Below are 23,409 nucleotides of genomic sequence, written 5' to 3' on the forward strand. Positions count from 1 at the left end.
ATGAATCTTCAGGGCGATTTTGAAGGGTTGACACTTGCCAGTATTCTACAACTACTGTGTAACGATCAGAAAACCGGTATCTTGGCAGTTACCCGTAAAGATGAAGAAAGCCGGGTGTTTTTTGACCAGGGAACCATCGTATATGCGTCTGCCTCCCTTAAACAGGCAAGACTGGGTTTTTTAATGCGCACCGACGGCGTCATCTCTGCCCAGCAACTTCAGAAATGTCTATCCGCTGCCCGGGAAGAAAAGGTTCATCTGGGAAAAGTCCTCGTGGAAAAGGGATATATATCCCTGGACATCCTGAAACGCTACAATACCAAACAGGTGGAGACCATCCTGTACGACCTTCTTTTCTGGGAAAAGGGAAAATTCGAATACAAAGACGCCCGATTAAACCTGAAAAATATGATTGTCACCCAGCTCAATCCCATGCGCCTGATCCTTGAAGCCTCGAGGAGAATTGATGAGCTGTCTGTCCTGAAAAAAGTAATCCCCAGCGACAAGATGGTATTTAAAATGTCAGGAAAGGTCCAGTCAAAAGAGGAGATCAAACTCAACGCCAATGAATGGCGTGTCCTTTCCCTGATTGACGGTTCCCGGTCCGTGCGGCAGGTGATCACGGAAAGCGGGTACGACGAATTTGCCGTTTATAAAATTTTCTTCTCGGTGATCTCATCAGGCTTGATCGAGCAAAAGGAAGAGATCCCCCTCAACAACGGGGACGACGGAAACGGGTTGACCGCCATTGTCACGGTATTCACAGACGTCCTTCTGTCCATTCGAAAAAACATTGCCCATGAGCTGGGAGAACGGGTCAATTCACTCTTCCTTGAAAGCAAATCCGATCTTGGGGCGTCGGTGAAAAAACTATTTGAAAATTTTGATCTGGAAAGCACTAAGGATTTGAACCTTCAGGCCATTGAGACGTCCCTGAAGACCATGGACGAAATTCAAAACAGAAAAGCGCTGGTCATCTCAGGTTTTGCCGAATACATTGAAAAGGTATTGAAACGGGTGGGAAGCATACTGGGTACAAAACCGCTGCTCAAAGCCCTGAAGGATATTGAAAAAGTGCTGGAATACGTCCAGAAGTATCAAACAGGATCAACGGAAAAGGATAAAATCGTCACTGAAATGAACGCCGTCATCGACACCCTTCGATCACAGTTCACCGCTGGCAAAGGCAAATCCAAGAAAGGAATCTTTTCTCTGTTCTCCTGATATGGGCCTATTCATTCTCAAGAATCTGTCAGCTTCCCGCCCCCATAGGCCAGGAAGCCAAGGGCAGCTGTTCGGAAAAGTGCACGGATAATATCCAGAACCTCCTTGTCCAGAAACGGTTCAAAAATCGCAACATAATCGGCAACGAACAAAAGGCAGACCGTAACCAGGATCAGGTTTATGACCTTTCCCACTTTTCCCCCGGCATATTTGAGCCGACCCTTGTTAAAGACAAAAATAATAATCAGATAGATTACCAGGGTGAAAACAGATATGATCATTTGTGCCGTCATGAATCCTCCAGAGTTAAGCGCTTAAGCGCCCTTAGCAGAATGCCTATTGAGACACTCCATTACAGCGTCTGCCACTTGAGCGTTTTCCATACCCGCCTGTTTTATCACCCCGAGATGGTAAATGCCAACAGGAAAAATTAAAAGATTTCTATTATTTTTTCTTAAAAATACTGCATGGATAAAATTTTCTCCACCCAGGGCCGAAAGTCTGCGCCCGCAGCTATGCACCAACGGGGAGATGCTTTCCGGTTTTTCCATCTGATGGGCCAGAATATTCCCACGGCTGTCCACCAGAATATATTGGTCAACCCCCTTGACCCGGCCCATGGCTGAGCAGATGCTCAACACCCAATCCATCACAATTGATCCATCACAATTGGTCCATTAAAAGTGTCCCATTTCAATCAGCGACTCTTTTTTCCAAGGTCAATTACGAGTTTACGAACTTCGTGGGGAAGGCAAGGAGTCCTGGCAACAATCACAATCAACAGGCCAGCCTGGACAGGGTGAATCGTAAAGTGTTTGCCTGCCATCACAACACAGAGCCCCTGAATATCGGAATAGAGCGACTGGCCCCCGGCATAGGTTCGGATAAACGCCCGGCCAAGGGTTTCAACATCAGCCCGGGTTAACATGACCGGCATCCGGTTATCCACCACTCCGTTTGTTTTATGGTATAAAAACAGGCCGATGACATCGGGAAAAGAACAAATTTTGTTCAATATCAAGTCCCCGGCCGTGCAGCCCTCCTCCCTGGGCAGACCAAAGGCATAGGCATTGCCATAGCCGCAGGCTCTGCATTCAAATACAACTTTTCCATCAAAAAAGAGCGGTTCGTCCAGGTCATTTTTTTCACCACAGTCTTCACAAAAAAAAATCATGGGACTTTTTCTCCCACCGAAGCATTGTAAACAGAGGCGTGCATCATTCCATTCATTGTGGTCGAAAGCCAGACCTTGTTAACCAGCCATGCCGGTTAGTCGTTGCTGAACACTGATTTTAACCTTGCCCAGATCCCCTTGGCAGGCGGTTCAACCGAGTCAACATCATCTTCTTTTTCCTGATCTTCCACGGGGGGTGCCGGGTCATGCAGGGGTGCCGGGCCATGGCATTTCTCAAAATCATGGGCATGGCTGACAAATGAGGCCACCATTTCAAGGAGTGCCACCTTATCTGAATCATCCTGCCATGCTGACTTTAAAAGGGAGACATCCTCCATAAAATCAGTGAGAACATTTTGATCTGTCAGAAGCCCGCCGGTGGGGGCTAAGGCCACTTTTAAACGCTCTACAATACCCGGGATCTGGTCTTGTTCATCTTCATCCTCCATAAAGATTTCATCTTCATACTGAAATGGCACAACAGCCTCTGGATCCGTCTCGTCAGCCATTACCGCCTGGGTGACCGGAGCAGCAGGAATTGTCTTCCCCTCTGTGGGCTCAAGGTTGAAAAATTCATCAAGCCGGCTTTCGATTTCTGGTATGGGCTCCCGTGCCCCCCGGTGGGGGATAAATTGTTTAACCCCCTCCTCCTTCTCCTGGCCGCCTGGAACTCCGAACATTTCCATGCCCTGGTCTGCACCCTGGTCTGCCCCCTGGATGCCGCCCAAGTGTATGGCATCCAGCAGGTCGTCTGAAGCCGACCCCTTGGCCGTAAAAAGGTCATCCATCATATCCCTTGAATCACCTGGGTCCTTTTTCCTGGCCCCAAGGGCAGGTGGGATATCTTCTTCTGCCACTGTTTCATCACAGGGAGAGACGACAAGTTCGGTAAGTTTACTCAGGGGGGCCAGGGGAGCCGTTGAAGGAGAGGTCCGAACATGGGACAGGGCCGGTGGCATCACCGCTTCTTCAGTTGCAGTCGGGGCCGATGATCGGCCAAGTTTACGCTTGAAGTCATGAAACTCGCTAATTTCATGCTCCAGCATCTGTTTTTTTTCATCAGCCGTCATGTCCGGATTCTGAACCAGACGTTCATAATTTTGAAATGCGGAACGCAGAAGCCCGATGGAATTTCTGTGGGCACCGGCCTTGTTCCGTGCCACATACCCCCCGATGCTGTAGATGATTTTCAAAAATGACGCATGGATCTTATTGTTTTTGACTTTTTCCATGAGCCGGTTAACCACGGCATCAAAATTTTCCAGGGTGGTGTCTGAAATTTCCCAGTCAATGGAAAGGATAACAGCCTTCAACTCTTCAATGTCTTTTTCCAACACCAGGGGCACTGCTGAGATCTTAGACTTCAGATCCTTAAAGGATTCAACGGCACGGGCCAGAATCCCATCGGCTGTCCCGGAAGAGACCCCGGAGGGCTGAACAAGGGATTCAAGCTGTTCAACCAGGGACCGCAGCACCGGAACACTGTCTTTGTGGGCATTGTCTAACTGGGAAGCCAGATATCCAACAACGGCATGAATCATTTTCACCAGAGAGGCGGCATGGTGATTGTCCCTGAACTGGGTCCCAAGGCCCGCAATCTGTGCCTTTAATTCATTAACATCATTACCCCCAACTTGAGATTCCATGGCAGTGAGAATCTGTTTGATTGTTGCAAGAGAATTCAAAACAACCTCCTTAGAATAGCTGGTCCTGGATGGATGCCAATGTAATGGATATGATTTTTTTCAAGGTAGGGATCACATTCCCACCGGTTATGGCGCTTGCCTCAAAGGCAGGAACCCTGAGGATCGAGTTCAAATCCCTTTGCAAAATTTCTGAGGCGAGAATGGGGGTGTTGGATTTTCCCAGATCGACTTTATTGTACTGCATGACAACAGGCATTTTAAACAGATCAAGATTGTAGGTTTCCAGATTTTCGTACATCTGGTTCAGGGACTCGATATTCTTCGCTCGCTGGGCTTTCTGAACATCAGCCACAAAAACAATACCGTCCACCCCCCTGAGCACCAGCCTACGGGTGGCATTGTACTTCACCTGGCCTGGAACGGTGTACAATTGAATGGTAACATCAAAACCCTTGATCCGCCCCACATCAAAAGGTAGAAAATCAAAAAAAAGGGTCCTGTCGTCATGGGTTTTAAGGCTGACCATTTCGGTCTTGATCTGGTCACGGTAGGTATGGTTGATATATTCGAGGTTTGTTGTTTTCCCCCCCCTTCCCGGACCATAGTAAACGATTTTAATCTGAACTTCTTTGGTCTTTACATTGATGAGCGCCAAATTTACCCCCTTGCTGCACCGGGGCCTGGCAAACCGATTCCGCCCTGGCCACCCCCTGGTCTCAAGCTGTCATACAATCGTCGTGTCGGTCAGCACCCGATTAATCGCCTTGATGGCCTCAGTCACCTTCAGTCGCACCATTCCAAGTGAAATATCCTTGCTGAACATGGAAACAAGCAGGGTGTCATTGTTTACCTTACTGAAATGAATGCTTGATCGTTCACCCTTGTGAAACAACAGGGAGAATTCAGATTCCCCCACCAGTTTGGCCATGGCATCCACAGCGGCAAAATTACCTGCAGCAAGGGCTGCAAAAGCAGTGGAATCAAGACGGGACTTGCCGTTGTCATGCTTGGCAATGGTATTTCCACCCATGTCCATATAAATCACATGGTCCAGTCCGGCTGCCATCAGGTGGGTTTCTATGGCATGGTCTATTGCATCGAGTTGGCTTTGATTTAACATGGCTGAATGGTACCCCATATCCGTGAATTGTGCAACATATCAAGACGATATTTTTTGATCAAAACACATTGGCATCCCCGGCACGGGGAAGGGGTATCCCAAAAAGGTTGACACCACCCCTTTTGACCGATATATGAGCTCAAGAATTATCCCTTACTACATCAAACGAGGCACTATCATGTCAAAAAAAAACAAGCGACCCGACAGTGAAAGGGCCATGGCCCTGAAAGCGCTTCCCCGCAGCATCAGGGAGCAGCTGACTGAAGAGGAAACCGATCTTTTCCTGAACGGGGAGGAGTGGCCTGAGTCCATGTTTAAAAAACTCGAAGAGTTCATCGTTCCAAAAGAGTAAGCGCCTGTCAGCAGGTAAGAGACTATGCAACTATACAAATTTACGGCATGGCCCCATATTCTCATGCTTGTCTTCACCATGATCATTGCAGGGTCATTTCCCGTGGTTGCATCCATCACAACAGGAATTGACTCGGTACTACTGACCTTCTGGCGATTTGCCGCTGCAACCTTGATCTTTGGGATCATGCTCCCCTTTGTCAAACAAAAAACAGCCATGCCAGGATGGAAGGACATGGGCCGCTACGCCACGGTGGGAGGAAGTTATGGACTCTTTTTCGTCCTTATGTTCCAGTCCCTCAAGACCACCTCTCCACTGAACACCAGTACCATATACACCACCCTGCCCCTGGTTACCATGCTGGCTGGAACACTTGTGGGTGAACCGTTCCATCTCCGCAGACTCTGGGTGCTTGCCATTTCCATGGTGGCGACCGTCTGGGTTATTTTCAAGGGAGACCCCCACCTGATGCTCTCCCTGGATTTCAACCGCGGGGATTTGATCTTTTTTCTGGGAACCTTTTGCCTTGCCGTCTATATGCTCTCCATGAAAAAACTGCAACGCAGGGAATCCAAAATCCACTTCACTTTTTACAGCCTTTTTTTTGCCACCCTGGTGCTCATGGGAACGGCAATTGCGAGAACTGGAGGGCTTTGTGTTCCAGGGTCCCACACCTGGCCTGGCATCGCCTACCTAGCCGGCCCGTCAACGGCTTTAACCTTCTGGATTCTCAGGTACACAGCCACACGACTCGACCCCACAAAGATTGTGGCCTATACCTTTTTAACCCCGTCTGCCGTTGCAGTCATTGAGTGGAGCCTTGGCATTTCCACCCCAGAATGGTCCGTGCTTCCAGGCATCGGCCTGACCCTTGCAGCAGTCTGGCTGCTCCAGCTTGACTGGATTTCAAAACCTAACGGTTCCCACCCTGAAATTGATATAATCAATCAAAATCAGGGCGCCATTCACCACAATGCCCGAAAGGGCAACAATAACGAAAATACAGATCATGTTGACCAGAAGTCCCATGGGTAAATGACCGAAAGCACTCCCCACTAAGCGACCAGCAGAACAGCAATGGATCCAAAGCTTTTGAACAAAATCCCCTTCTTCATGCAAAAACTCCTTCAGGTTTGAGGATTTCTTTCAACGGCACCCAACACACAAAACAGTGTTTACCCTTATCATCCCTACGCCTGTAAGGATCAAGGTTTTTTTCCTGTGGAAAAACAGAAACGATTGCTGTCAAACCGTTGGTCATGATAACATAAACCATCAGCACCAGGGACCAAACAACCAAGGAGGAAATCATGGAAATCAAAAAAATCATGAATCCGGTTGACGGCTCAGAACACAGCAGGCGTGCCACCATTTATGCCTGTGAACTTGCCCGCCTTGTCAACGCTGAAATTGTTCTGCTGCACTGCCACCGAAAATTTCCAGTCATTCTTGCGGAACCCTATTTTCAGGATGCTGTCAACCAGATCATTCGAGATTCGGAAAATCTGATCACCCCTTTTGTTAAAATCATCCAGGACCATGGTGTGGGGTTTGAAACAAGAATTCTGGAAGGTTCGGCCGGCAGGATGATCCCGGAAGCGGCGCGGATAGAAAAAGCAGACATCATTGTCATGGGCTCCAGGGGGTGTACTAACCTTGAGGGGTTGTTCCTGGGAAGCGTGGCCCACAAGGTTCTCCAGCGTGGATCCTGCCCGGTTCTGGTGGTCAGATAGGGACAAACAGGTGGACAAAAAAGGGGCACCAGAAGAAACGCTCCCGATGCCCCGTTGTAATTGAACTTGCCTAGAGGTAAAAACCGATTACATGGATTTAACCTTTTCCGTAAGTTCAGGCATGAACTCAAGGATATCCTGCACAATTCCCACATCGGCAACCTGGAAAATAGGTGCCTTGGGGTTTTTGTTTACGGCAACTATAAAGGGATTACCCTTGATCCCGCCCATGTGCTGGAACGAACCACTGATCCCCATGGCCATGTAGACCTTGGGCTTAACCGTCTGGCCGGAGGTTCCCACCTGACGGGATTTTTCAAGCCATTTTGCATCCACGATGGGCCTTGAACATGAGACAACGGCCTTCATGGCCTCTGCAAGCTCCTGGGCGATCTCAATATTCTCCTCTTCTTCAATGCCTCGACCCACGGAAACAAGAACGTCGGACTTGGTGATATCCACATCCCCCACCTCAGCCTCGACAATTTCCAGGAAGCGACGCTTTGCAGCAAGATCTCCTGCATCTGCAGACTTGTCAACGATTGTACCGCCGGCAGCACCTGCCTCAACCGGAATAAATGCACCCGGCCGCAGGGTGATGACGGCACCGGCTGCGGTGTCGCAGGTGACATGGGTGGAGACAGCCCCACCAAGCTCCTGGCGAACAACCTTGAGGAGGGAACCCTCCATTCCTTCAAAGTCTACGGCATCTGCCACATAGGCTGAATCCATTTTGATGGAAAGGCCGGGACACAGATCCATGCCAAAGGTGTCATTGGGTGCAAACACGATGGCGCTTGCATCAAGGACGTTAACCAAGGCCTTTCTAACCACTTCGGCATTGGGATAGGCAAGGGCGGCATTATCGATCTTGATTACTTCCTTATATATTGAGGTCAACCCATTGGCAACCTTGTCAAGATCCGGGCCGGAACCGGTTACAACTGCAGTCAGGGTTGAGCTGGCATCAATTTTGGCTGCCGCAGCCGGGTACTCAAGAGCGATGTCGGCTGCAACGCCTCCCTGGTGGGGTATATATGCAAAAATCTGGGTCATGATCAAAGTCCTCCCTTGCTTTTGAGTTTCTCAATGAGTGCATCAATGATCTCCTCGGTGGAGCCTTCGAGCATCTCTGCACCCTCGCCAAGGTCAGGTACAAAGTAGTCCACCCGTTTGACCTTTGCGTTGTCCTTACCGATCACATTGGCATCAACGCCAAGGTCGGCTGCTGAATGAACGGGAATCTCCACACTGGCAACCTTTCGGATGCCGCGGATTCCGACATAGCGGGGTTCATTGATACCCGTTTGAATGGAAAGTACGCAGGGAAGATCAATCTCGTTCATCTCCTGGTTTCCACCCTCGATCTCCCTTCCGACCTTAACAGTTTTACCGTCGCCGGCCTCGATCTTGTTGACCAGGGATGCATAGGGAAGGTCAAGCATGGCGGCAAGCATTCCGCCAATCTGACCTGCACCCTCGTCTGCCTGGGCACCGGTGAGGATAAGGTCATACTTGCCCTTTTCAACTTCGGCCTTGAGGATGGAGGCAATCCCTTTTCCGTCTGACCCTTCAAAGGCATCGTCGCTCAAAAGTACGCCGTTGTTGGCGCCCATGGCCATCTCACGCCTGAGAACCTCTTCGCTCTCATCATCACCCACTGTGACCACTGTGACGCTTCCGCCCACATTATCGACGATCTGAATGGCTTCTTCAACGGCATAGTTGTCCCACTCGTTGACCGAGAAAACCAGATCGTCACGATCAAGATCATTGCCGGCACTGTTGAGCTCAAATTCATTCTCAGCAGTATCTGGAACCCGCTTGACACATACTAAAATCTCCATTCGTACCTCCTTTAATTACTCATTTTCCATCATTTTTATATGAAACACTCGCCAAAGCATTGTCAATGAAGGCGTTTCAATTTTCATTGTGACCGAAACAGAGACCCCACTCCGGCCATGCCGGTGATATCATCCCATATAATCTTAGGCGAGATGCTGCTCAATAAGCTCTGTGAGATCCAACGCCTCAATCTTGCCCTCGTAGCCCGCCACCTTGATGGCGTCCTGGATATTAACAAGGCAGAAAGGACAGGCCGTAACAATCACATTGGCACCGGCTTCTGCAAACATATTCACCCGCAGCACGCCCATGCGGGTCTCTTCTTCCGGCTCATAAAAGAGCATGAGACCACCGCCGCCGCAGCAGAACGAACGATCCCGGCTCTTTTCAAGTTCAACCCTGTTCAAGCCTTCAATGGCGTCAAGGGCCTGTCTTGGCGCTTCGTAAATTCCATTATGGCGGCCAAGATAGCAGGGATCATGATAGGCATACACCTTGTCTGGATAAAGGGCATGCTTTAGAGTCAAGGAGCCTTCGCGGATCTTTTCGGCGATCACCTGGCTGATATGCTTAACCGGGGGAAGATTTTTATAATCATTCTTAAGTGCGTTAAAGGCATGGGGATCTGCAGTGACAATGTTCTTGACTTTGGATTCCAGAATCTCCTCTGTGTTGTGGGATTTCAAATCCTGAAACAGCATCTCCTCACCAAACCGAACCACCTCGTTCCCGCTGTCCTTTTCCCCTTTGCCAAGAATGGCAAAATCCACCCCTGCCCGGGTCAAAATCTTTGCCGTTCTTCTTGCAATCTCCTGGATGTTGTCGTCAAAGGAGGTGATGCTGTCCACAAAGAACAGGGTTTCTGCCGTATCTCCGTTTTCAATGATCTTGACCGGGCACTCGGCGGCAAACTCCTTTTCCTTGGCCCAGTCAGCCCTTTTCTTTTCCATGGTACCGTAGGGGTTACCCCTCTTTTCAAGGGCCTTCAAGGGTTTCTGCAGGGACTGGGGCACCATGCCCTCGTCTACCATACCCCTTCGTAAATCAACTATCTTGTCAATGTATTCAATGCCAAGGGGACACTCTTGTTCACAGGCGCCACAGGTGGTGCATGACCAGATCTCGTCCTCGGTATAAATATCCTGAACCAGCATCTTGCTCTTGTAAATTTCACCGGACAGGGGATAATTTTTAAAAATCAAATCCCTTGCCTTGATTGATATGAACCTTGGGGAAAGCGGACGGCCGGCAGCATTGGCAGGGCACTGGTCTGAACAGCGTCCGCAGTCTGCACACGAGTAAAAATCAAGCATGTGCTTCCAGGTAAAATCCTCAAGCTTTTTCACGCCAAAGGATTCCAGGTCATCAAGCTCGGCTTCGGTGATCCCGTATTTAACAGGCTTGATGTTTCCCTTGTCCACCCGCATGAAAAGGACATTGAAAAATGAGGTAATCACATGGAAATGCTTGCCCATGGGCAGAAAACATAGAAAAAAGAAAAAAGTGAGGTCATGGACATAATACATAACTATGTGCAGACCCTGGAGGGTCGACTGGGAGGCTCCAAGCAGCATTCCCCGAAAAATCCAGCCAAGGGAGAGGGGAGCCAGAAAATCACTGTGCCCGGTCTGGCCCATTTCAAAGGCCGCATTTGAAGCTTCATACAGACTCTCGGAAATCATGAGGGTAGAGATCAGCCCGAGAACAAAGATGGCTTCGGCCGTGTGATCGTGGCCGTATTTGGCCGGAACGGCATACCGCTTGGGTTTAACAATACCCCGACGGACAGCCGCAATCACACAGGCCACAAGAACCGCTGTTGCGGCATAGTCCTTCAAGAAATTATAGATATGACCGATGATCCCACCAAACCCGGGGACAACAAACCCATCAAACATCCCCATGAGAACCAGGGATGTGGACCGGATGGACAAGACCAGAAATCCGGCAAAGATCACAATGTGAACAATACCTGCAGTCCGGTATCTTGGCTGACGATACTGGGCAAGCCAAAAGACCAAAAGATTCTTGATCCGTTCCGGAATGCGGTTCAGCCGATTGTCCGGAGCCGCCCGTACTAAAGGTGCAAGCCTCCTTGCAATGATGTAAGCGAACAAACCAACGCCCACCACCGGAATCAGAAAAGAAAGAACGGCAGTCGGGAAAAAACCAAAAATCTTAAAACTTGCAGGGCCAATCAGGGAAGACATGTTTTACCTCTTAACCGTTAAAAAGGTTCATATATGCGACGCACCCACCTGGAATGATGAATGCGACTTCAATTCATTAATAGACAACCTGCAATGCGTCAAGTAAAAAGACCATTCAGCATCTATATGGGATTTACCGGGCCTTGATTCCGTTCAGGTAAAGCTCCACCAGGGGGTCTGCCATGGACACGAGATCATACTTTCCATCGGCTGCGACCCAGGTGTTGATCACCCCTTCCACAGCCCCCAGGACAAAGCGTTTTACAAGCCCCATAAAAAGATCATGGCGCAAAACGCCTTCGTTCTGACCCTGCTCAATGATCTCGGTGAGAAGGTCAAGGTAAATCTTGGAAATATCCTTGATCTGGGAGGCAATGTCACGGCGATACCTGACCTCGGACTGAAAGACAATGGCCATATCGCGATCCTGCTGAAACTCTGTCAGATGACAGAGGATCAAATTCCTGAGTTTTACGTCAGCACTGTCATTACCCTCCACGGCCCGCCTCATTGCTTCAAAGAAAATGTCACTTTTAAAGCTCATGAACTGGTAAAGGATATCATTCTTATTCTTGAAGTAGAGGTAAATGGTACCGTCTGCCACCCCGGACTCCTGGGCGATCTGGGAAATGGTTGCCTTGTGCAATCCTAATCTGGCAAACACAGTACCCGCAGCATTCAAGATCGAGTAGTACTTGTCGGGTCGCTCTTTTTTCTCTTTTTGCACAGCAGATTACCTCTCTTTTTATACAGGGAACGAATGAATTATAATTCAGCAATGTATCAAAGATAATTTTCATCTGTCAAGGGGATTATCATATTTATCAGCCAAAAACTTTTTTTAATATATTCTATATTTTTCATAAGTTATACCAAAACTGCACCTATGGCCAATTCTTTTAACAACAGAATATCCTTGAGAAAACAAATATGAGATACAATTCATTTTGCACCTATTTTCCCGTCTACCCATTTTTTGGTAGAAGCAGAGGGTAATTATGGTATACTCTCGAACAATAAAAAAAAGATACACATCATATGCAAACGCTTAGCCAAATGGAGGTTGCCATGACCGCAAAAGATACCTGCGCCAAAAATTTCAACACAGCCCTTGACCTGGGAAGACCGCCTAACATCAAACAGCTCTTTCCCAACTCAAAAGCCCTGATCGTGAGTGGAAAATACATTGACCGGGCCATGATAAAAAAGGGTGGGGCCATGACCATCGCGGCCAATGCAAGGAACACCTTTGTTCTCAGGGGTGCCCTCATGGCGGCCCAGCGTGCCGATGCCGCCATCATCATTGAAATCGCCCGATCCGAGGGCGGCACCAATGCCTATTGTGCGGTCAACCTCTGGAACATGGCCCGCCAGGTTGACGCCATTTGCAACGAACTTCACATCACCATTCCTGTAGCGGTCCATGCCGACCATTTCGGCCTAAAAAAGCCCCAGGATCTGGATCTTGCAAAAACAGAAATCCCTTCGCTCTTTGATGCGGGCATTACCTCAATTGCCATTGACGCCTCCCACATGCCCGACAGCCTGAATCTTCTAGCCAACCTCGAGCTCAACCCCTTTATCCCCCCCTGGGCAGGCCTTGAAACCGAGGTCGGCGAAATCAAGGGCGCATCCGGTCTTTCAACACCCGAAGAGGCCTTGTTTCTCATCCAGGGCCTCAACGCCCATAACATTATTCCCGACTGGATCGCCCTCAACAATGGAACCACCCACGGCATCGAGGCAAGTGGGACCGGCATTGACGTCGCCCTTACCCGAGAAATCCATGAGGCCCTTGCCCCCTATGGCACCTCGGGCGCCCAGCATGGGACATCTGGAAACAGCTCTGACAGACTCCGTCAGATTGCCTCCCTGACCCGGACCACCAAGGCAAACGTGGCAACAGCTCTGCAGATGATCTCCTGGGGCGTTGAGGTCAACGATTTTGGCAACGCCATCCTTGACGACAATGGCAATTTTATCAAGAAAAAAGATCAGGGTGCAAGCGAAGCCGTGTGGCAGCAGATGCTTGGGACGGCAGAAAGACTCGGCATTCGTGGAGGAGATTTTAAAAAGCTCAACCTTCCCTTTGAAAACAGCCTCCTTGCCCAGCCTAAAAAAACCAGGGAAAGGATGGTCAAAGGGGTTGAAGAATTTGTATACACCCTGTTAACAACCGTTTTCAATGCCCAGGGGACAGCATCCATTGCCATGGATGAGATTCTGAAAACAGGATCCCACAACCCCGACCCCAAGGCAAAACCCATTCAAGACCCCAAAGACTGGACCCGGGAATTGATCATGGAAAAAGGTGCCATGATCGAATCAGACAAGGGGCCTGATGGAAATTTTGATGATTAAAAAAAAAGTTTCAGTTCCAGGGAACAGCTGCCGATAGGTTTTTCAGGTTAAGGAGAATTTAAATGCAGATTCCATCATACCAGATACAAAATGTTCTAAAGAACTACAGCAGGCAGCTGAGCCAGGGAAAAATCATAGCCAGAAACAAGGCTGCAGGCAGGTCCCAGCCCTCTGGTGATAATGTTACCATTTCTGCGGAGGCCAAGCGAACAACCATACTTGAAAAGGTAACGGCCTCCATTGTCGACAGAATCACGACAATGGGACCCCAAGAGGAGATGGATCTGCAGATTGCTGACCAGGTGGAAAAAGAGCTTGGGCAAAAAATAAATTTCACCCAGAGAAAAGAAGAAAATTTCTCCTTTACAACCATTGATGAGAATAATATCAAAACGGTCAAGACCCTTTCGGTTGAAGATTCTGAGTTTGTCATACGTCGGCTTACCGATCTTGCAAGAGAGGCAGCCGACGGTAATATGACGACATTGAAAACCGAGCCGATAAAGTGAGGAAAGAATGAAAATAACCAGCCAGAACAGTAACATGGTCAACCAGTCCTATGGAAAGAACCAGGCAGTCGCTCCCCCTTCAGCCGACAAAAATCAAACCGAAGTGTCCCGGAACGTTGACAGCGTAAGCCTGTCATCAACCACCCGGGATCTTCAGAAAATCCAGCAGGCAATGACGGTGGAACCCCAGGAAAGATCCGAACGGGTCGCAACCTTGAAAGCGGCGGTTGAAAGCGGGCAATACACGGTTGACACTGAAAAGGTAGCTGAACGTATGACAGGTTTTTTCATTGACAAAATTGCCTAGCAGCCGTTGCCAAGGGGGTACATTTTTTCCCCACCCCCCTGGTTTAGAAACCGGTTTAAAGTGCCGAGTTCAGCCCACTGCCCTGCAAGAGCCCCATTGGACAGGGCAGACACACATACCCTCTACCATTTAAAGCCATGGCCCGGTTCTTGCTTTATCGAAGGGTTAAGACAATACTATGAGGAGGCATAACCCATGATACATTCGGTGAATTCATCCCCCCTTACCCCGTCAAAGGGGGTGGAGAGCAGTAACCATGGAAAACAGGCAACAGGTAGCGGTTTCCAGGAAGTTCTGGAGACTGTGACCCGGGAAACATCAGACCCCACAGGAACCCAAACCACCCAATCGGCATCAGCCCTGCAGGAGATAACCGCCCCGGGGTTTGATCTTGAATCTGACACCCCGGCCATTCAGGGAATGACCGATGAACTTCTGGACATGCTTGACCAATACACAGACCGGCTTGGAAACGGTGAAACCAGTCTCAAGGACCTTGATCCCATGCTTAACGCCATCAGAGACCATGCCGCCACCCTGCTTGAAAAGACCACGAATGCCACGGACACGGACGCCGAACTCAAGGAGATCGCCGTCCAGAGTGCCCTGGTGGCAAACAACGCATATGTTAAATTCCAGCGGGGAGATTACCTTTAAGGGGCAGGTGCTACCAGGTCTTCCTCACCTTAACCCCATGGTCGTGGAGATAGCCCTTGATCTGGTTCACCGTATAAGTTCCAAAATGAACCATGGATGCGATCAAGGCAGCATCGGCTCTGCCCTGGTCCAGGACATGGGCAAGGTGAGCCGGCGTGCCCGCACCTCCTGAGGCGATGACGGGGATATCAACGGCGTCTGAAACAAGGCGGGTCAGATTTATCTCGTATCCGTCTTTCGTGCCGTCGGCATCAATTGAATTAAGACAGATCTCTCCTGCACCGAGATCCTGCGCCTTGAGCGCCCAGGCAATAGCGTCCATGCCCGTATAACTCCTTCCGCCATTGATGACGATCTCATAACCCGAGGCAATCCCCGGCTTTTCACCAACGTGTTTGACATCCATACCAAGCACCACACACTGGTTGCCAAAGGCACGGGATCCCTGCCGGATGATATCGGGGTTTTTCACGGCAGCCGAGTTCACACTCACCTTTTCAGCACCGGCAAGAAGCACGGCCCGCATCCCCTCAAGGGTACTGATCCCCCCACCCACGGAAAAAGGGATAAAAATGGTTTCAGCAACCTTTTTTACCACGTCAATCATAATACCGCGCTGTTCATGGGAGGCGGTAATATCATAAAAAACCAGCTCATCGGCACCCGCTTCATAGTAGAATTTTGCCATTTCAACGGGATCACCGATCTCAACGTTGTTCTGAAATTTTATGCCCTTTGTCGTTTTTCCCGCCCTTACGTCCAGACAGGGGATAATTCGTTTACTCAGCATGGTTTCCACACACAAAAATTTTTCAAAATTAAAAGTCCAGGTTCACCACTTTTTTCAAGGTGAAACTGCGTTGCAAAAAGATTGTCCATTCCAAGGGCCGAAGTGAACGACACTCCGTAATCCGTGGTGCCAAACACAGCTCCTTCATCTTTGGGAACAGGGAAATAGGAATGAACAAAGTAAAACTCGTCGTCCTTTTTAACCCCCTGCAAAAGGGGATGATCCCGGATCACAGTCAGACCGTTCCACCCCATGTGGGGTACCTTTAGACGGCCCCCTTCAGGGGACGGCATTCGTTGGGGAAAAGCCCTGACCTCTCCTGGGATCAGCCCAAGACAAACCGCGTCATTTTCCTGGCTTTGGTCCATGATAATCTGGCAACCAACACAGATGCCAAGCATGGGAACACCGGCGTTAAAGGCTTCTTTCATGGCAAGATCAATTCCACCCTGTTCCATGGCAGTCATGGCAGCACCGGCAGCACCGACACCCGGAAAAATAATTCGATCGGCCGTTCTTATCTCGTCTGCATCCCCAGTGATACACGGGGTGAACCCAAGAAAGGAAACTGCCCTGGCAACGCTTGTCAGATTCCCTCCACCATAATCAACAATTGTTATCATAAGCCTTCTTTGCCTCGTCCCATAAACTGTCCTTTTCTGTTCTTGAAAGATCCTTGATCTCCCCCTGTCCTTTAGCGGCAAGGGTTTCCATCAGCCTGAAACGTTGCTCAAATTTCTCCGTGGAACGGGCCAGGGCCGTTTCAGGATGAATCCCGGCAAACCTTGCCACATTGGAAAGGGTAAAGAGGATATCCCCAAACTCCATGGCGATTTCGTCCTTATCGCCCGTTGCAAGGGCCTGGGTAAATTCCTTCCACTCCTCCTCCACCTTTTCAATGACACCCGCCATGCTGTCCCAGTCAAACCCGGATCTGACAGCCCGTTCCGAAATCTTGTAGGATCTCAAAAGCGCCGTCATTCCAGAAGGGACCGAATCCAGGGCCGAGGCTGCGGGCAATTTACCCGCCTGTTTTTTTTCCTCCCCCTTGATTTTCTCCCACCGCTGGAAAAGCGCCTCCTCACTGTCCAGGATTAAATCCGCGTAAACATGGGGGTGACGGCGGATCATCTTTTGAGCACTCTTAGAGATGGCGTCAAAGATGTCAAAAGCCCCCCTTTCCCGATACAGTTCGGCAATGAACACCAACTGGAACAGGACATCTCCAAGTTCATCGCATACATCGGCGGCATCATCCTTTTCAATGGCCTCAAGGAGTTCATATACCTCCTCTATAAGGCATTTCCACATGGTCTCAGGGGTCTGTTTCCTATCCCAGGGGCAACCCTGATCCCCCCTGAGGGTCTGGATGATTTCGATAAGTCCGTTCAGACCCTTTTTGACGTGGTCATTTTCTGTTTTTCCCAACTCTTTTTTATCCCTTCAATCTTTAAATGTAATTGGTGCTGCATCTCCTGTGGCACAAAAACGGACAGGACTTCTGAAACCATTACCACATGGGGGCAAAGGCGGGATTCAGAAACAAAGGCTGTGTTCCTAGGCAACAATATGGTCACAACAATCAGCAGTATCGAGACAATGAGCAACCCCTTTGCCGCCCCAAAAACCAAGCCGCACAAACGGTCCACCCATCCCAGAAAAACGATGTTCAACAGATATCTGATCAGGGCAGCCACAAGGTTGACAGCAATCAGAATGCCACAGAACAATACGAAAAATGAAATTATTTTCCGATATCCTGGATTGTCCACCCATTGGTTCAAAAAAGGTGCCACAAGGGGGTAGTAGGTGCCGGCGCCATAAAATCCCGCAAGCACGCCGACGATGGAAGATACCTCACGGATAAACCCTCTGAACAGTCCGCGCACAAGACAGAATGAAACAACCACTAAAATGATAACATCGAACAAATTCATAAAATTTTACCCCAAATTTATATTCTCAAAGGATTTACCTATCAGCAGGGCAGGTTTTCAGTCAAGATTTTTTATTGACCTTTTCGTCAATTGAGTGCAATCTTGGGACCATGAAAACCATAATCTTAAACAACATCGATATGGCCCAGGAGCTGTTTGGCCGCCACAACGATAACATCTCAAAAATAGCAGACACCACTGAAACAAAAATCGACGTCAGGGGCAACGAACTTCACCTCAGGGGAAAGGAGACAGACGTCCTTGTTGCCGAAAACATCATCCACCAGCTCTACGAGCTTGTCAAAAAGCGTTACAGCCTCAACCCCACGGACATCGAATCCGCAGCAAAGGCCCTTCGCCTTGACAGCACCTGCAAACTTGCCACCATTTTTTTAGACACTATTTTCACCACGGTCAAGAACCGCCCCATCACCCCGAGAAATCCCGCCCAGAAACGCTACGTTGATGCGGCAAGGAAAAACGACATTGTCTTCTCAATCGGGCCTGCTGGAACCGGCAAGACCTACCTTGCCATGGCAATGGCTGTTGCTGCATTCACCCGGGGGGAAATAAACCGAATCGTACTGACACGGCCTGCAGTTGAAGCCGGCGAAACCCTGGGATTTTTACCGGGCGACCTTGCCGAGAAAATCAACCCCTACCTTAGACCCCTTTACGACGCCCTGTATGACATGCTCGCCTTTGACCGGGCACGGGAACTCATCGAACAGGGAACCATCGAGATTGCCCCCCTTGCATTCATGCGGGGCCGAACACTTAACAATTCGTTCATCATCCTTGACGAAGCCCAAAACACCTCATCCGAACAGATGAAAATGTTTCTCACCCGCATCGGTTACAGCTCCAGGGCCGTCATCACAGGTGATATCACCCAGATCGATCTTCCCCGGGGAAAAAAGTCTGGCCTCGTTGAGGCAAAAAATATTCTTCAAGGCATAGAAGGACTTGAGTTTGTATACTTTACAAGGGAAGATGTTGTCAGACACAGGCTGGTTTCTCGTATCATCCAGGCCTATGAACGCTCAACTAAAACCGGTAAAAATCTAAAAAAATGACAGCTGAAAAGAAACTCCGTTCGTTCAACCTGTACATCAACACCAAAAAATCCGTTTTATGGGCTGTTCTCATTGTAACCACCATCATCCTTACCCTTGTTCTCTATCCTGAAAGACGACATATCAATTTTGCCTACCGCCTGGGAGATGTTGTCGACAGGGACATCAAGGCCCCCATGGATTTTTTCATTGAGGATACAGCGGCAACTGAGCTCAACAAAAAAGAAACCGGCCACTCTGTGCTGACGGTCTATGATTATGACCCCACCCTGATCGAAAAAATTTCAGAGCGGGTCAACCACGCCTTTGCCGTCCCCCAAAAATTTTATTCAACCGAAGAACAGGCATCCCCTGTCCTTTCCACGGTCATGGCCGTGAAGGAAAAATTTGAACAGGTACTGGGATTAACCATTGACAAGGGCGCATTTGCAACGCTCCACCGCAACGGTTTTTCCCTAATGGTCCCGGAAAAAATTCAAACCATCCTCACCGCTATCCTGGACAACGGCATTGTGGCCAACAAGGAAATCCTACTCAAAGAAGAGGGGAAGGGCATTGTCCTGAGAACCCTTGGCTCTGACAATGAAAAGGTATTGAACAACCTCAAGGCATTTTACGGACCGGACCAGGCAAAGGCAATGGTGAGAATCATTGGTGACCCTCTGTTGAAGGATATAGACTACAACCTGTCCAACCTCATTGTTGACCTCTGCCAGCAGCTTCTGCTCCCCAACATCACCATGAACAGGAGTGAAACAGAAGCAAGGGTGCGGTTATCCGAATCAAAGGTGAAACCGGTTCTCTACAAAATCAAGGCTGGTGAAATGATCCTGAGGGAAGGCGAACGGGTGGACGGCATCAGGCTTGTAAAGCTTAAGGCCCTGGAGAGCCAGACCAAGGAAAAAAATTCCCTCATGGCCCAGACAGGTACCGCCCTGATCATCCTCTTTGTCCTGCTTGTGGTCTACATACTACTTCTTCAGAAGAAAAAAACCCTGGAGCGCCACCACAACAAGAACATCATTTTCCTGGCATCCCTTCTGACCCTCTTTCTTGTCATTGCACGTCTTGCAGCCCCCTTTGCCACCACGGTCAACCTGGAGCTTCCTGTCTCACTGTCGGATATCTCCATTTCCATGGGACTTCCACTGTCTGCCGGCGCCATGACCGTATGTCTGTTTCTCAACTTTGAGATTGCCATCTACTTTGCCCTGGTCCTCGCCCTGCTCAGCGCTATGATTTTTTCAAACAGCATTGAGGTCTTTATTTTCTTTTTTCTGAGTTCGATTACTGCTGCATTCTGGACAAAGGAGTGCAGACAGAGAAAGCGGTTCATCACGGCAGGGGTGAAACTGGCCCTTTTTAACGCGGGCCTTGCCCTGACCCTTAACATTTATTCGGCCCAGACAGACATCGGCATCATCACCAAAGAAATCCTGCTTGCATTTACAGGCGGACTCTTGGCCGGAATCATCACAGCAGGCCTTGCCCCTTTAATAGAAATCCTGTTTGACTTTACAACCGAGATCAAACTGCTTGAGCTGTCAAGCCTTGATCAGCCGATCATGAGGCGCCTTATGATCGAAGCCCCCGGCACCTACAACCACAGCATCATCGTGGCAAGTCTTGCCGAAGCTGCAGCAGCAGCCATCGGGGCCAGCATCCTCAAAACCAAGGTGAGCGCCTTTTACCACGACATTGGAAAACTTCAGCAACCCCTCTACTTCATCGAGAACCAGACCGACGGCAAAAACCGCCACGATAAACTTTCACCGTCCATGAGCGCCCTGATCCTCATCCAGCACATTAAAAAGGGGGCGGAGATTGCCAAGGAGTACAAGCTTGGCATGGACATTGTCGACACCATATGCCAGCACCACGGCACCAGCCTGATCCGCTACTTCTACAACAAGAGCGTCAAGCTCAACGGAGAAGATGCTGTAAAGGAGAGCGATTTTCGCTACCCCGGTCCCAAACCCCAGACAAGGGAGGCGGGCATTGTCATGCTGGCCGATGTAATTGAGGCGGCCATGAGAACCCTTGAACGACCGACTCCGGCAAGAATCCAGGGACGTGTCCAGGAATTAACCAATGCAGTCTTTTCAGACGGCCAGCTTGAGGAATGCGAGCTGACCCTGAAGGACCTTCACCAGATCGCCAAGAGTTTCAATAAGATCCTCACGGGCATCTACCACCAACGCATTGAATACACAGAACGTCCCCCGGAAAACAAACAACAGGAAAAACAGAAAGAGAAAAATGGAACCCCAGAAAATTCTGACCCAAATTCAGATAAAAACCCCAAAACTGTCAAAGTCCCAGATAAACCAAAAGCTCAGCAAAATCTTAAACGCCTTGGGATATGACAACCATGAACTGTCCGTCGTAATCACCGACGATGCCCACATCATGGCGCTGAACCAAACTTACAGGGGCAAGGCAAAACCCACTAATGTGCTCTCATTTCCCATGCTTGACAGCGAATTTACCTCGATTGCACCCCAACTCCTGGGGGATCTTGTTATTTCCGTGGAAACGGCCATGCGTGAGGCAGACGAAGCAGGCATAACCCTCGACGAACGGCTCTCCCAGCTCATGATCCACGGTGTCCTCCACCTTGTGGGATTTGACCACGAACAAGGGGAAGACGAGGCCGTTAAAATGGAACAAAGGAGCCTTGAACTCCTCAGATTCATTGAGTCCAACCCAAACCTTGACCCATTTTAAAAGGAGTCCCATATGGCAAAGCTTGCCGTTAACGTAGACCATGTAGCCACACTGAGACAGGCCCGGGGGGCCGCATACCCGGAACCCGCCGCTGCAGCCCTTGCCGCAGAAGCCGCCGGAGCAGACGCCATTGTCGTTCACCTTCGGGAGGACCGGCGCCACATCAACGAAAGGGATGTCAGAGTCATCAAGGAGGTGATCCGCACAAGGCTCATCCTTGAAATGGCCGCAACACCCAAAATGCTGGGCATCGCACTGTCCCTGAAGCCCCACACCGTAACCCTTGTGCCTGAAAAAAGAGAAGAGATCACAACAGAAGGCGGCCTTGACCTGATCAACCACCACTCATCCATCAAACAGACGGTGGAAGCACTCAAAAACGCAGGCATAATGGTCAGCATATTCATCGATCCTGATCTTGACCAGATCAAAATGGCCCACAGGATAGACGCCGACATGATCGAAATCCACACGGGTGCCTTTTGTGATGCAGTAAACGAACATCAAAGGCAACGAGAATTCACAAGGATCGTGGATGCCGCAAAGATCGGCACCAGGCTCAAACTTTCTGTCAACGCAGGCCACGGCATCTGCTACAACACCATCAAGGCGTTCCAGGGGCTTGATGAAATCGACGAATTCAGCATCGGGCACAGCATCGTGGCACGGGCTGTTCTCACGGGCATGGACCGTGCCGTAAGGGACATGCTGGCCCTTATCCGAGCACTGTGATCCAGAATAGTAGCCGTGGAATCAAGCGCTTATTTTGAAACTTGAAACAAAGGCCAGTGCCCCTGGCACCCTTGAAATCCTCTACCAGGATGAAGATCTTGTTGCTGTAAACAAACCCCCGGGTCTCCTGGTGCACAGAACTGCCCTTGCAACCCACGAAACCCGATTTGCCCTGCAGATGGTGAGGGATCAGACCCAGGGCCATGTTTTTCCGGTGCATCGGCTGGATAGACCCACCCAGGGAGTGCTTCTGTTTGCACGCAATCGAAATATGGCAACCAGAATGTCACACCTTTTCCAGACAGGAAAAATTCAAAAGACATACCTTGCCGTGGTCCGGGGCCATGTTAAAGAGAGGGGAACCATCGTTCACCCCCTTAAAAACATCAAACACCCCCAGGACAACAAAAGAATCAATCATTCCCTGAAGATTGATGATGCCGTCACCGATTACGCCTGCCTTGCCAGTGTGGAACTGCCCTTTTATGTTGACAGATACCCCACCACCCGCTACTGCCTTGTGGCGCTAATTCCCAAAACCGGCCGACGTCACCAGTTGAGGCGCCACATGAAACACATCTCCCACCCCATTGTGGGGGATACCGTGTATGGAAAAAGCAGCCACAACCGATTCTTTGCAACACATCTGAACTGTACAGGACTTTTGCTTGCCGCACGTGAACTTTGCTTTGTCCACCCTGACACTGGAATTTTTATAACCATTACAGCACCCCTTGACAAAAGATTCCAGGAAGTGATCTCAAAATTCTCCTGGGATGAACCAACAAAAGAATTGCCACGATTCAGGGGAATTTAAATTTAGTAAGGCGTCCCCGAAAAGTCCGGAAAATCTTTTGTTTTTGGTTAAACTCCCATATGATGGTCCTGTTTTGAACTTAACCCAATAACAAACACGGCCGGAACAAGGGATGCCCCTCGGCCACAACAAATGATGAAGCGCCTCTGATTACAATGCGTTGGTGGATGTTTCATACAAAAAGAACTG

27 protein-coding genes are annotated in these 23,409 nt (G+C 49.5%); 13 read left to right on the top strand and 14 right to left on the bottom strand.

Going from position 1 to position 23,409, the window contains the following annotated elements; translation table 11 throughout:
* A complete protein-coding gene (locus HRM2_RS17560) occupies positions 1–1,224 on the top strand; it encodes a DUF4388 domain-containing protein (RefSeq protein WP_015905368.1) in 1,224 nt (407 codons plus the stop codon).
* Positions 1,225–1,241: 17 nt separating this feature from the next.
* Here the strand turns inward: HRM2_RS17560 and HRM2_RS17565 are convergent, their stop codons facing one another.
* The 6 genes from HRM2_RS17565 to HRM2_RS17590 all read right to left on the bottom strand — a co-directional run bounded on the left by HRM2_RS17565 (position 1,242) and on the right by HRM2_RS17590 (position 5,164).
* Positions 1,242–1,517 (bottom strand): hypothetical protein, encoded by a 276-nt coding sequence (locus HRM2_RS17565; protein WP_015905369.1) that lies wholly within the window; start codon positions 1,515–1,517, stop codon positions 1,242–1,244.
* A 21-nt stretch (positions 1,518–1,538) separates the two neighbouring features.
* A complete protein-coding gene (locus HRM2_RS17570) occupies positions 1,539–1,874 on the bottom strand; it encodes a roadblock/LC7 domain-containing protein (RefSeq protein WP_041273355.1) in 336 nt (111 codons plus the stop codon).
* Between the two features lie 47 nt (positions 1,875–1,921).
* Positions 1,922–2,398 carry a hypothetical protein gene (locus tag HRM2_RS17575; RefSeq protein ID WP_015905371.1) on the bottom strand — a complete coding sequence of 159 codons (477 nt, stop codon included), beginning with the start codon at positions 2,396–2,398 and terminating at the stop codon, positions 1,922–1,924.
* Positions 2,399–2,493: 95 nt separating this feature from the next.
* A complete protein-coding gene (locus tag HRM2_RS17580; RefSeq protein WP_015905372.1) occupies positions 2,494–4,083 on the bottom strand; it encodes a hypothetical protein in 1,590 nt (529 codons plus the stop codon).
* Positions 4,084–4,093: 10 nt separating this feature from the next.
* Positions 4,094–4,699 (bottom strand): GTP-binding protein, encoded by a 606-nt coding sequence (locus HRM2_RS17585; RefSeq protein ID WP_015905373.1) that lies wholly within the window; start codon positions 4,697–4,699, stop codon positions 4,094–4,096.
* A gap of 69 nt (positions 4,700–4,768) precedes the next feature.
* Complete coding sequence (locus HRM2_RS17590) at positions 4,769–5,164, bottom strand: roadblock/LC7 domain-containing protein (RefSeq protein WP_015905374.1); 396 nt, start codon at positions 5,162–5,164, stop codon at positions 4,769–4,771.
* A 178-nt stretch (positions 5,165–5,342) separates the two neighbouring features.
* Between HRM2_RS17590 and HRM2_RS27165 the strand changes: the two genes are divergently transcribed.
* From HRM2_RS27165 to HRM2_RS17605, 3 genes are all read left to right on the top strand, one after another.
* On the top strand, positions 5,343–5,516 hold the full coding sequence (locus tag HRM2_RS27165) for a hypothetical protein (protein WP_015905375.1): 174 nt from the start codon (positions 5,343–5,345) through the stop codon (positions 5,514–5,516).
* Positions 5,517–5,540: 24 nt separating this feature from the next.
* Complete coding sequence (locus HRM2_RS17595) at positions 5,541–6,551, top strand: DMT family transporter (protein ID WP_015905376.1); 1,011 nt, start codon at positions 5,541–5,543, stop codon at positions 6,549–6,551.
* Positions 6,552–6,826: 275 nt separating this feature from the next.
* Positions 6,827–7,249, top strand: a complete 423-nt coding sequence (locus tag HRM2_RS17605; RefSeq protein WP_015905379.1) for a universal stress protein — start codon at positions 6,827–6,829, stop codon at positions 7,247–7,249.
* Positions 7,250–7,336: 87 nt separating this feature from the next.
* On the opposite strand, the gene HRM2_RS17610 is transcribed toward HRM2_RS17605, so the two are convergent.
* From HRM2_RS17610 to HRM2_RS17625, 4 genes are all read right to left on the bottom strand, one after another.
* Positions 7,337–8,305, bottom strand: a complete 969-nt coding sequence (locus tag HRM2_RS17610) for an electron transfer flavoprotein subunit alpha/FixB family protein (protein WP_015905380.1) — start codon at positions 8,303–8,305, stop codon at positions 7,337–7,339.
* Between the two features lie 2 nt (positions 8,306–8,307).
* On the bottom strand, positions 8,308–9,096 hold the full coding sequence (locus HRM2_RS17615) for an electron transfer flavoprotein subunit beta/FixA family protein (protein ID WP_015905381.1): 789 nt from the start codon (positions 9,094–9,096) through the stop codon (positions 8,308–8,310).
* 144 nt (positions 9,097–9,240) lie between these two features.
* The gene (locus tag HRM2_RS17620; RefSeq protein WP_015905382.1) at positions 9,241–11,307 is read right to left on the bottom strand and encodes a (Fe-S)-binding protein; all 2,067 of its coding nucleotides are present in this window, start codon (positions 11,305–11,307) and stop codon (positions 9,241–9,243) included.
* A 133-nt stretch (positions 11,308–11,440) separates the two neighbouring features.
* Positions 11,441–12,034 (bottom strand): TetR/AcrR family transcriptional regulator, encoded by a 594-nt coding sequence (locus HRM2_RS17625; RefSeq protein ID WP_015905383.1) that lies wholly within the window; start codon positions 12,032–12,034, stop codon positions 11,441–11,443.
* A gap of 341 nt (positions 12,035–12,375) precedes the next feature.
* Here HRM2_RS17625 and HRM2_RS17630 point away from each other — a divergent pair, with 341 nt between their 5' ends.
* From HRM2_RS17630 to HRM2_RS17645, 4 genes are all read left to right on the top strand, one after another.
* A complete protein-coding gene (locus HRM2_RS17630) occupies positions 12,376–13,668 on the top strand; it encodes a class II fructose-bisphosphate aldolase (RefSeq protein ID WP_015905384.1) in 1,293 nt (430 codons plus the stop codon).
* Positions 13,669–13,730: 62 nt separating this feature from the next.
* Positions 13,731–14,177 carry a DVU0524 family FlgM-associated protein gene (locus HRM2_RS17635; RefSeq protein ID WP_015905385.1) on the top strand — a complete coding sequence of 149 codons (447 nt, stop codon included), beginning with the start codon at positions 13,731–13,733 and terminating at the stop codon, positions 14,175–14,177.
* A gap of 7 nt (positions 14,178–14,184) precedes the next feature.
* The gene (gene flgM / locus HRM2_RS17640; RefSeq protein WP_015905386.1) at positions 14,185–14,484 is read left to right on the top strand and encodes a flagellar biosynthesis anti-sigma factor FlgM; all 300 of its coding nucleotides are present in this window, start codon (positions 14,185–14,187) and stop codon (positions 14,482–14,484) included.
* A gap of 195 nt (positions 14,485–14,679) precedes the next feature.
* Complete coding sequence (locus HRM2_RS17645; RefSeq protein ID WP_015905387.1) at positions 14,680–15,141, top strand: methyl-accepting chemotaxis protein; 462 nt, start codon at positions 14,680–14,682, stop codon at positions 15,139–15,141.
* 10 nt (positions 15,142–15,151) lie between these two features.
* On the opposite strand, the gene hisF is transcribed toward HRM2_RS17645, so the two are convergent.
* The 4 genes from hisF to HRM2_RS17665 are packed head-to-tail and all read right to left on the bottom strand — an operon-like array spanning position 15,152 to position 17,868.
* Positions 15,152–15,931, bottom strand: coding sequence for an imidazole glycerol phosphate synthase subunit HisF (hisF, locus tag HRM2_RS17650; protein ID WP_015905388.1), 780 nt, complete (start codon positions 15,929–15,931; stop codon positions 15,152–15,154).
* Complete coding sequence (hisH, locus tag HRM2_RS17655; RefSeq protein ID WP_015905389.1) at positions 15,925–16,554, bottom strand: imidazole glycerol phosphate synthase subunit HisH; 630 nt, start codon at positions 16,552–16,554, stop codon at positions 15,925–15,927. The genes hisF and hisH overlap by 7 nt, the downstream gene beginning before the upstream one ends.
* Positions 16,538–17,359, bottom strand: coding sequence for a nucleoside triphosphate pyrophosphohydrolase (mazG, locus tag HRM2_RS17660; RefSeq protein ID WP_015905390.1), 822 nt, complete (start codon positions 17,357–17,359; stop codon positions 16,538–16,540). The genes hisH and mazG overlap by 17 nt, the downstream gene beginning before the upstream one ends.
* Positions 17,320–17,868: a CvpA family protein gene (locus HRM2_RS17665; protein ID WP_015905391.1), complete on the bottom strand. Its 549-nt coding sequence runs from the start codon at positions 17,866–17,868 to the stop codon at positions 17,320–17,322. The genes mazG and HRM2_RS17665 overlap by 40 nt, the downstream gene beginning before the upstream one ends.
* Before the next feature lie 110 nt (positions 17,869–17,978).
* Between HRM2_RS17665 and HRM2_RS17670 the strand changes: the two genes are divergently transcribed.
* From HRM2_RS17670 to HRM2_RS17690, 5 genes are read left to right on the top strand one after another with little or no spacing between them, the layout of a single operon-like run.
* Positions 17,979–18,944: a PhoH family protein gene (locus HRM2_RS17670; protein ID WP_015905392.1), complete on the top strand. Its 966-nt coding sequence runs from the start codon at positions 17,979–17,981 to the stop codon at positions 18,942–18,944.
* On the top strand, positions 18,941–21,310 hold the full coding sequence (locus tag HRM2_RS17675; RefSeq protein WP_015905393.1) for an HD family phosphohydrolase: 2,370 nt from the start codon (positions 18,941–18,943) through the stop codon (positions 21,308–21,310). Before HRM2_RS17670 ends, HRM2_RS17675 begins: the two co-directional genes overlap by 4 nt.
* Entirely contained in the window at positions 21,300–21,671 is a 372-nt protein-coding gene (ybeY, locus tag HRM2_RS17680) for an rRNA maturation RNase YbeY (RefSeq protein ID WP_041274091.1), read from the top strand. Before HRM2_RS17675 ends, ybeY begins: the two co-directional genes overlap by 11 nt.
* 12 nt (positions 21,672–21,683) lie before the next feature.
* The gene (locus tag HRM2_RS17685) at positions 21,684–22,403 is read left to right on the top strand and encodes a pyridoxine 5'-phosphate synthase (protein WP_015905395.1); all 720 of its coding nucleotides are present in this window, start codon (positions 21,684–21,686) and stop codon (positions 22,401–22,403) included.
* Between the two features lie 34 nt (positions 22,404–22,437).
* The gene (locus tag HRM2_RS17690; protein ID WP_015905396.1) at positions 22,438–23,220 is read left to right on the top strand and encodes a pseudouridine synthase; all 783 of its coding nucleotides are present in this window, start codon (positions 22,438–22,440) and stop codon (positions 23,218–23,220) included.
* Positions 23,221–23,409: the final 189 nt, after the last annotated feature.

Source organism: Desulforapulum autotrophicum HRM2 (assembly GCF_000020365.1).
GTDB lineage: Bacteria > Desulfobacterota > Desulfobacteria > Desulfobacterales > Desulfobacteraceae > Desulforapulum > Desulforapulum autotrophicum.